13 protein-coding genes are annotated in these 8,560 nt (G+C 31.4%); 3 read left to right on the top strand and 10 right to left on the bottom strand.

All coding sequences use genetic code 11. From position 1 onward, the window contains the following. The 5 genes from AC1DEF_RS28810 to AC1DEF_RS28790 form a co-directional block, all read right to left on the bottom strand. Nucleotides 1–227 (bottom strand): hypothetical protein (locus AC1DEF_RS28810; RefSeq protein ID WP_477727733.1); only part of this gene is annotated, 227 nt, incomplete at its 3' end. Between the two features lie 69 nt (nt 228–296). Next, entirely contained in the window at nt 297–719 is a 423-nt protein-coding gene (locus AC1DEF_RS28805) for a hypothetical protein (protein ID WP_477727732.1), read from the bottom strand. Further along, nucleotides 719–976, bottom strand: coding sequence for a hypothetical protein (locus tag AC1DEF_RS28800; protein WP_095380446.1), 258 nt, complete (start codon nt 974–976; stop codon nt 719–721). Before AC1DEF_RS28800 ends, AC1DEF_RS28805 begins: the two co-directional genes overlap by 1 nt. A gap of 277 nt (nt 977–1,253) precedes the next feature. Then, on the bottom strand, nt 1,254–1,637 hold the full coding sequence (locus AC1DEF_RS28795; protein ID WP_477727731.1) for a helix-turn-helix transcriptional regulator: 384 nt from the start codon (nt 1,635–1,637) through the stop codon (nt 1,254–1,256). A gap of 105 nt (nt 1,638–1,742) precedes the next feature. Beyond that, nucleotides 1,743–1,904 (bottom strand): hypothetical protein, encoded by a 162-nt coding sequence (locus AC1DEF_RS28790; protein ID WP_477727730.1) that lies wholly within the window; start codon nt 1,902–1,904, stop codon nt 1,743–1,745. Nucleotides 1,905–2,068: 164 nt separating this feature from the next. On the opposite strand from AC1DEF_RS28790, the gene AC1DEF_RS28785 reads away from it, so the two are divergent. Then, complete coding sequence (locus tag AC1DEF_RS28785) at nt 2,069–3,094, top strand: GTP pyrophosphokinase (protein ID WP_477727729.1); 1,026 nt, start codon at nt 2,069–2,071, stop codon at nt 3,092–3,094. Between the two features lie 127 nt (nt 3,095–3,221). Here AC1DEF_RS28785 and AC1DEF_RS28780 read toward each other — a convergent pair whose 3' ends face one another. Together AC1DEF_RS28780 and AC1DEF_RS28775 are read right to left on the bottom strand one after the other, a co-directional pair. Beyond that, nucleotides 3,222–3,656 (bottom strand): type II toxin-antitoxin system death-on-curing family toxin, encoded by a 435-nt coding sequence (locus AC1DEF_RS28780; protein ID WP_477727728.1) that lies wholly within the window; start codon nt 3,654–3,656, stop codon nt 3,222–3,224. 8 nt (nt 3,657–3,664) lie between these two features. Beyond that, nucleotides 3,665–3,898 carry a hypothetical protein gene (locus tag AC1DEF_RS28775; protein WP_477727727.1) on the bottom strand — a complete coding sequence of 78 codons (234 nt, stop codon included), beginning with the start codon at nt 3,896–3,898 and terminating at the stop codon, nt 3,665–3,667. A gap of 738 nt (nt 3,899–4,636) precedes the next feature. Here AC1DEF_RS28775 and AC1DEF_RS28770 point away from each other — a divergent pair. Next, nucleotides 4,637–5,317, top strand: coding sequence for a hypothetical protein (locus AC1DEF_RS28770; protein WP_477727726.1), 681 nt, complete (start codon nt 4,637–4,639; stop codon nt 5,315–5,317). Between the two features lie 89 nt (nt 5,318–5,406). Beyond that, on the top strand, nt 5,407–5,607 hold the full coding sequence (locus AC1DEF_RS28765) for a hypothetical protein (RefSeq protein WP_477727725.1): 201 nt from the start codon (nt 5,407–5,409) through the stop codon (nt 5,605–5,607). 717 nt (nt 5,608–6,324) lie between these two features. On the opposite strand, the gene AC1DEF_RS28760 is transcribed toward AC1DEF_RS28765, so the two are convergent. From AC1DEF_RS28760 to AC1DEF_RS28750, 3 genes are all read right to left on the bottom strand, one after another. Next, nucleotides 6,325–6,951: a MerR family transcriptional regulator gene (locus AC1DEF_RS28760; RefSeq protein ID WP_477727724.1), complete on the bottom strand. Its 627-nt coding sequence runs from the start codon at nt 6,949–6,951 to the stop codon at nt 6,325–6,327. 504 nt (nt 6,952–7,455) lie between these two features. After that, nucleotides 7,456–8,055 (bottom strand): MarR family transcriptional regulator, encoded by a 600-nt coding sequence (locus AC1DEF_RS28755; protein ID WP_257152307.1) that lies wholly within the window; start codon nt 8,053–8,055, stop codon nt 7,456–7,458. Nucleotides 8,056–8,230: 175 nt separating this feature from the next. Further along, nucleotides 8,231–8,560 (bottom strand): hypothetical protein (locus AC1DEF_RS28750; RefSeq protein ID WP_477727723.1); only part of this gene is annotated, 330 nt, incomplete at its 5' end.

Below are 8,560 nucleotides of genomic sequence, written 5' to 3'. Positions count from 1 at the left end.
TTTTTAAGCGTTAGCATTAAATCGTAAGCCTTTGTCCTTTCTTTACGTACTAAACGCAATAAAACTAACAAATCATACGTATGAAAGCATGAAAGTTCATTAAAAGGCTTCTCAACATCCTCTAAGACCACAAATTCTTTTAGTTTGGGTCTTTTTATATTTAAATTAGCCCCACAAAAAGAGCAGCTATCTTCCAATCCTTCTGTCCCACAATAACTACATATCAAGCTATATACACCTCGTTTACTAAAAGGAAAAGTAGGCTTAAGCCTACCTAGCTAGCCTTAAAGGCTATTTTAGCTTTTAGGATATTCCTTATCTAGCCGTTTTTGTCGTTGATTCACAATACGTTCACTTACAACTTTTTTAGCAAGTTTAGTTTCTTCTAACTCTTGAAGATCCGTTGTCATAATTCCCCGATAGCCATGGTGAAAATACAATCCATTCATGAATTCGATAAGAATTTGTGTGTTTTTATCGGCACTATTTGTTCCTAATCGAATTTTTTTAAGTTCATTTTTTAATACACCATGAAGATTTTCACTAACGGTTTCCGTAATGTAGTCTAACGACCATTCTTTCTTTTTTTCTTCTCGATACTTTTTACAGATATCCATAATCGCTTCTCCTGGGAAACGAAGTTTATGTTCAGCCATATAATCTTGGATATATTGATCCGTTTCTTTATCTAGTGTAATCATACGTCGTTGTGTTTCCATTACTCCTCTACATCTCCCATCAGTTCATAGATAATATCATTCATCTTTTCAATTGATATCGCACATTGTTTCATCATTTCGATGTTCTGTTCAATGATAGCTTCTAATCTTTTTTCTCTTTCTACTTGCTCATCAAAAAAAGCTAATACTTCAAATTGTTCTTTCAGAAATTGTTGGCGAGACATCCCATTTTCTTTCGCAAGTGCATCAACTTTTTGCATAGCAACCGGATCAATATTTCGTAAAAAGATATCCATGAAATCATTCCTTTTCTATCAGATTGCAAAATTCCCAGTACGAGTAGAGAAGAGCATAAGGGGTTTTTGATATCACATGGCTGTGATATGCTGGGCAAAGCCCAGCACAACAACGTTTTCACCTCAAAAAAAGTGGTACCACGAAAACTTCCAGTCTGTCGACCTGCTGTTGACCTAAAGAGTAAAAAAAGTACCTAATGTTGAGCTAGTGTCGACATCAAATCTTACACCTTTTTGCAAATGTTGACCTACTGTCCACTCAACGTACCCTCAACTTTTATGAAGTTTTAACGAGTTTTTGAAAGATTTCTTGATGATAATTCGTGAAGTTTTGAGAAGAAGTCTGGGTAGTTTTTTTATAAAGATCGATTGCTTCTTTCATCGAAGAAGCGTTTAATTTTTGTAAAATACTGCGTCGCTGAGTCTTGATTGTGTTCTCTTCTTTGAACAAAATATCTTGCATTTCTTTGACAGAATGGCCATCAAGTGCAAGAGCAAAAACGTTTTGTTCAGATAAGGTAAGTTGTTTCATAAAAAGTTTTTCTTTAAGTATTTGGCATTCTTCTTCCACACGTTTAAGACGATCTACTTCTTGTACTAAATCAGAAGCTACACTCAAGATATTCTCGATACCTATTAACAATTTTTCGGTTTGATCCATGATAAGACCCTCCTATTTTTTGAGGGCAACCCATGTTATAATGAAAGTCCATATTAAGTTCTACATGGGGTGCTTCCTTTGCAGAGGAAGTGCCCTTTCTTTGTTTTACTTTTCTTTTTTTACTTTCTTCACATGCTCTTCCAAAAGCTCTTTTACATACTTAGTAATACTCTTATCGTGTTCTACAGCTAAAAATCGTAATTCCTTATGCAATTCTTCTGGAATATCACAAGTAAGACGACGTTTTCCTTCACTAACTCTACTCATTTTTCTCTCCTTTAGTTACGTTGTTACGTAACGATAATAAAATTATAAAGTTAATTAATTCCAATGTCAATGAAATGATTAAAAATATAACATTTCCAAAAAAGGGCATTAAATCTATAATTAAGTTTATAAAACATGATTATAAAAGGTGGAGAATATACAAATTGGAAAAAACAAAGAGAAAATTTAAAAACCAAACACAAACTATAAAAAATAAATATATAAATGTAATGCCCAAATATAATAAATTAGGTTCAAATATTACCCAAGCTATTGAAATGCTTCTTGAAGAACACTCAATTCAATACTTAAAAATTTATTACAGAATTAAAGAAGAAAAGTCATTCATAGAAAAAATTGACAGAAAAAAATATATAAACCCTTTTGATCAAATCGAAGATATATGTGGAGTTAGAATTATTTGCTATTACAGAAGTGATATTGATAAGGTTTGTAAAATAATAAATGAAGAATTCGAAGTTTTAGATTCTCAAGATAAGGAGGAAAAATTAAATCCAGATCAATTTGGATACAGGTCACATCATTTTATAATTAAAATAAAAGATGAATGGTTATGTACACCAAATTATAAAGATTTAGCTAACTTGAAAGCAGAAATTCAAATAAGAACAAATCTAATGCATACATGGGCTGAAATTGAACACGAATTAGGATACAAAAAAGAAGAAGATATTCCGTTTGAATTTAGAAGGAAATTTTCAAGAATAAGTGCAAAATTAGAGGAAGCTGATGAACAATTCGAAGAGTTAAAACAAGGTATCAATATCTATAAGAATAATATTATTGCGCAAACAAACGAACATGGATGGGATGTTTCCCCTAATAAAGATGAACTCAACGTAGATAAATTACAAGTGTTTTTAGACCTTTTCTTTGAAGACAGACCAAAAGCCGGACAAACAGGCTTAAGTGAACTATTGAAAGAACTTAAAACACTTAAAATTGATATTCCACAATTAATTGATCTATTAGAGAGATGTAATCATGTTTTAATAGATTTAGAACAAGAAGAGTCCTCTTATTATGGTGAACCTGTTACTTGGACCCAAGCAGGAGTAGTGAGAACAATTCTGTTATTAACGGTTGACGAGTACATGGAGTTTAATAGCCCCCCACATGAGGTTAGATCTATAATTGAACATTATAAAAACAAAGTCAAAAATATTTGAATAATATTTAAAAGCAAAAAAGTAAATTGGATGTGTCCAATTCCTTTACCTATAGTCTGAAGACATTGATGCAACTGCATTTTTTATATGAAAAATGGCAACACAAAATGAACTCCTTAACCTTTTGTTAATCTAATAGGTCAAGGAGTTCATTTTCGTTCAATGTAAATGGTTGAGTGTTCTGATAAATCCACTGTTCTACATCCTCCAGTTCAGGACGAGTTTTGTGGTTAGCGATAGTTAAACAAAAGTCATATAATTCTTTTTGATTTACAACAAATTTATATCCGTTGTATTTCAAAAATAAATCAGTAGATAAGAACGCAGCTCGCTTATTTCCGTCAGAAAAACAGTGGGAGGTTGTTATGCGGAGCATATATACTGCCGCTTTTCTAAATATACCGGGATATAGTTCTTCGCCAAAGAAAATGCCTGCGGGTTCCAAGGCACGTTTTTCTACGCAACCTTCAGCTACACCGTAATCGAGTCCACCAAATTCTGTGAATCCTTCTCTGTGCGCAGTTAAAATATCCTGTTCATCTAGATACATTATTTCTTCCATCTAGTTTTTCATGTACGAGAAAGTCGCTCTAATGCTTCATAGTTGTCTCTAACTGATTGTTTAAGCAACGCTTTCCGCATTTCGTCTTTCGTTAATTTTTGTTTTTTTTGTTGAAGTTTCATTTGCTCCAACTCCTTCTCTAATACAGCCATATCGTCTGCATCCCCCATCTTCTCTTTCTGTCTGTCTAGATACTCTTTGGAATTTTGCTTGTCCATATTCTCTTTGCCATCCTTGGTCACCTTCCACACCTCCCTAAGATAGTGATAACTATTCATAAGGATTGGTGGGTATGCCGGGATTTATACTCATATTAGCATAAAAGTTGCCATAAATGACAACTTTTTTGTATTGTGGACTTGAAAAGTTCTACCAAAAGTATATATAATAATAAGTTCGTTTTTCAAAATAAAAAGAAAGGGAACGGTATTCTGTACCCTTTTACTCGCTTTTTGACACATTTTATGTTCATTTTTAGGTATCCTTGAATGAACATAAAAAATCAAAAAAAACTTATACAAAGCTAGTTAACATAAAACAAATTATCGGAAATAAAGCCGTTGGAATGAGTAATTCCAACGGCTTTCCTCGTACCAAGACGGACATGTTCAAACTCTTTCTACTCCATAACATAAACTAATTTTTTTCGGAAAGTATGGTGAATGTATATTAAAAATTATTGGTGCACCTGAAAAGCAGTCCAAGTATTTGCTATCTGTCCAAAATCAATTGAAGTTCATTCATCAGCTGTTTGGAATAGTTATATAAGACTTAATTTCATTTAGGAATCTATATGCTTCTTTTAAACATACATAATTTTTGCACAAAAACCACTTTATCTATATAAAAAGTTTTAATATCGTAGGACAAGCATACAAGCAAAAAAAGACTTTTAACATCTAATACAATATATTCTATTATTTTGATTTTCATTTTTGAAATAATAGAGTATAAAAAAAAAAGGGAGATGATGTTGTAAAATGCCTACCTTTACAGTTAATGTTTATGGCATTTTCACTCCAGGTTCTGCATCTGGCTCAAATGTAACTCAGCGTCGCGCTAGATTAAAAGCAGATGTTGATGCAGCTAATCGGACTTGGAGACTTGGAGGAACAAGTTGTATAAACTTTATTCAAGCTGGTACATTTACTACTACACGAGTAATAAATGCTAGTTCGTTAACAACCCAACAAGCAATGCAAAAGGGAGGACCTGTAGAATCTTTAATACAAATAATTAGAACTAATTTTACAAACAATAGTATTGGAATATATATTGTATATACAAGTGGAGATTATTTTCTTGGAGGAAGTGGACGAACCATAGGTAGTGGTGGAGCAGGTATAACAGACTATAGAAATAGTACGGATTTTAAAATGTTTGGAAGAGTTGCACTAAGTAATCAGGCTTTAGGAACTTATGCACTTGCACATGAAGCTGGACATGTTTTGCTGACTAGTTATGTCGCTAATCAAAATACTTTTCTTTCTATTGACCCTTCTGGACCATATATTAACCCTCAAACACAAAGTAGAGATATTGCCCACAACAATAACCCCAATAATATTATGTATCCTATTGTACCTCCGAATAATCCTATTATTACATCTCTCCAATGTCAAAAAGCTAGACAAAGTAAAGTTGTAATAATACAAAATTAATTTTGTCATTGATTCCATATAAAATAAGTAATTATTATACTTTATATCTATCTCTTTACAAAAAACATTGGAAAGAAAGGATGAATAAAATGAAAGCGTATAAAATGTATTATAATCAAAAAGATGGAAATTATCATGTGGAAAAAGAATATAAACAACAATCTCATTTCTGTTCTAATTGTAAAAAAAAGAATGATATTCAATCAGATGAACAACTTTATGATATTCAATCAGATGAGCAACATGATGACTCCAAACCATACGAATCAGACTTTTTTGATAATCAATAATTTTATAATTATAAAAGAGACAAACTAAATAAAGAATCAAATTTTTGTTTTTGCTATATAATTAAAATTCTCAAGCCAAGTATTCTTGGCTTTTTCTTAATTTATGAAAATATATTCAAATTCTTTTTATCTCTTAACATAAACTAATTATATTATTATTTACTCTTATAAAAGAAACATGTATACACCATACATTTGTAGTTAACATAATCACTCTTTCCGGAAGACATCAAAAAAACGAGCCCTTGATACACCAGGGCTCGTTCGCTTTTCAAATTTATCGTTTATACATGATTTTATACATCGTTGATTCGCCAACGTTTTCATCAGTTTTCAAATAACAGTTCTTGCATGAAAAGAAGCCTTTTTATGCATATGCTTCTTATGAGACCTCGACTCGCTCATTAAATAGGAGAAGGAGAAGAAAATAAAAAAGTTATTGATAGCTACATAATTACTAACGTAATTATGTAGCTATCAATAACAATCTTGAAAATTATATCCTACTTAAGCTTATCTTTAAGAAACCTTTGTAGTTGCCTATATAACAGGCATAAAGAGGAAATATTATATGCTACATATATGACTACAAAGCATAATACCCATTAAAGGTGTCATTTTTTAATAAAGCTTGTCTTAAATATTAGAAATATCACATCATATATCGTCCATAATACTTTATATAAATCGTTAAGGATTTATTGACTAATATTGATTTCAAGACTTCCAAAACTCCCACCATTTTTTAGTATTAGATAATCCTGCAGCTAATTGTTGGTGAGATTCTTGGCTTTGTCTTAAAGCTTCAACAAGCATTTTATCTCTATTACTCTGGACTTCTTCAATTCGACCCAACTGCTCTTTTAATTCTGAGATTTCATTGTCTTTTTCTCCAAGAGCTGCTTTTAAAGCTATAGGAAGTTCTTTTACAATTAAGTTTTCAAAATCTTCCTTTTTCATTTGTTTCTCTTGAAGAACTCTAATTTGTTCTTTTAAAAAGTCCATTTCATTAATTAATGATTTATTGTACTGCTCTTGTAGCGATAAACCCTCTTTTAGGGTTTCGATTTCCTTTAAATCAACGTTTTTAACGGGATTGATGCTACTTTTAGTTTTAGGATTATTCCAATCTTCCAGGGCTCTTTCTTTTCCTACTTTATCTATACGTTCTTGAATTTCCCTAACTTTATGGAGATCATCTGTGGTAAAAAAACGATAGCCATTTTTAGGGTTTTTTCTTACTTCTAAATTGAACTCTTTTACAAGATTAATAATAGTTGTTTTACTAACTCCCAAATCTTTAGCCACATCTCCAGTTGAATAAGTTACTTCATAATCATTCATAATAAAACTTCACCCCGAATTTTTTTATACTCTAAAATAAGAATAATTTACACTTACTTTAGAGTATAAACTAAGTATAAAATAACCACCAATTAAGAATAAAGTATAGATTAATATAGACATTGATATATAAGCTTTTTTTAGGCTTTTAGTGTTTGTGTTCCATACTTTACAGTTTATAGTTAGAAGTATAAAAATCCTTCTTTATTATAAAAAATAAATGACAATAACTTCTTATAAAGGATAGTCCGCCTTTAGGCGGCTATATAGCCTTAAGGCTAATTTTTTAATACGAAAAAAATACAAAAAGATACTTGCAATTCTATAAGCGAATTGCTAATTAATATAAGAGTGAGATAGTAAGGACTATATAAACTATAAAAAACACTGTTATATCAACCTTTATGAAGGTTTTCATAGTTGTATGAGTTACAACTTTAGTTGTATGAGTTACAACTATGAAATTGAGTATAAATACAAAAAGAGATCGTTTATTAACGATCTCTAAAATAATCTTACAGGTAAGTTTTTTAAAGCTTTTGGAGTCTTATAAAACATAGTTTTTAAAGGCTCTGGTATGTTATCTCTATCACCACTGTAAATAATATGTGGATTTAAATACAAAGAATAAGCTCTTGCATTTATACCTTCTTTAAAACCCACTGCTCGAACAATTACTCCCTTATCAATCAAAGATTTAATAATACGACTAAGATTTCCTTTATTAATTCCTAAGTAACTAGCAATATCTGATTGCGTCATGGGAATCTGAGATTTAGCATGAATATCATGAACAATGCAGTTAGACAAAAAGCCAACTTTTCCAGATATTTTCATAAGTAATAAAAGCTCATCGTTTCCAAAATAATCATTTGTAATTAAGTAATCCCAATTGTCTTGGATAAACTGCACAAACCTCACCTTACTTTTTACTTTTCTATCTGGAACTAATTTCATTCCTCTTGTATTAGCCTTATTCTGCAATTCATTTGCTATAGCCATTTCTTCTGAAGTCAATATTTGTTCAGTTTCAATATCTCTTAACCGTGCTTTTTTTTCAGAAGCACCAAGAGCTTGGCCTAAATCACTTTTACTTTTAGTCAAACTAATTCCTCTCCTTATGTGGCAGGAATCAGCCCCTTATGATAGAATATGTACATAATAATGTTTATAAGGGACCTATTCCCTTTCTATTTGGAGAAACCGCCTGCCGTCCAAAGCTAGGGCGGTTTTTCTCATTTATACTACATTCAACACTATCAATAATTTCCCTCTTTTTCTACTCTTTTCGTAGTCTTTCAGCTAATTTCGCTAACAATTTATCATCCACTCGCTGAGGCTTGTATCCCATTCTGTCTATTAAAATACCTTCTATAACCTTCATACGCTTCGTATAAAGCCCGTATTGCTCTTCTGAATAGCTTACCATTGCTTCGTCAATTTCAGGACTCTTACCAGCCTTTTTAAGCGTTAGCATTAAATCGTAAGCCTTTGTCCTTTCTTTACGTACTAAACGCAATAAAACTAACAAATCATACGTATGAAAGCATGAAAGTTCATTAAAAGGCTTCTCAACATCCTCTAAGACCACAAATTCTTTTAGTTTGGG

The organism is Priestia sp. 10L35 (assembly GCF_056395685.1).
The sequence above is the reverse complement of the archived record's forward strand: the minus strand, read 5'-3'. Positions and strand labels throughout refer to the sequence as shown.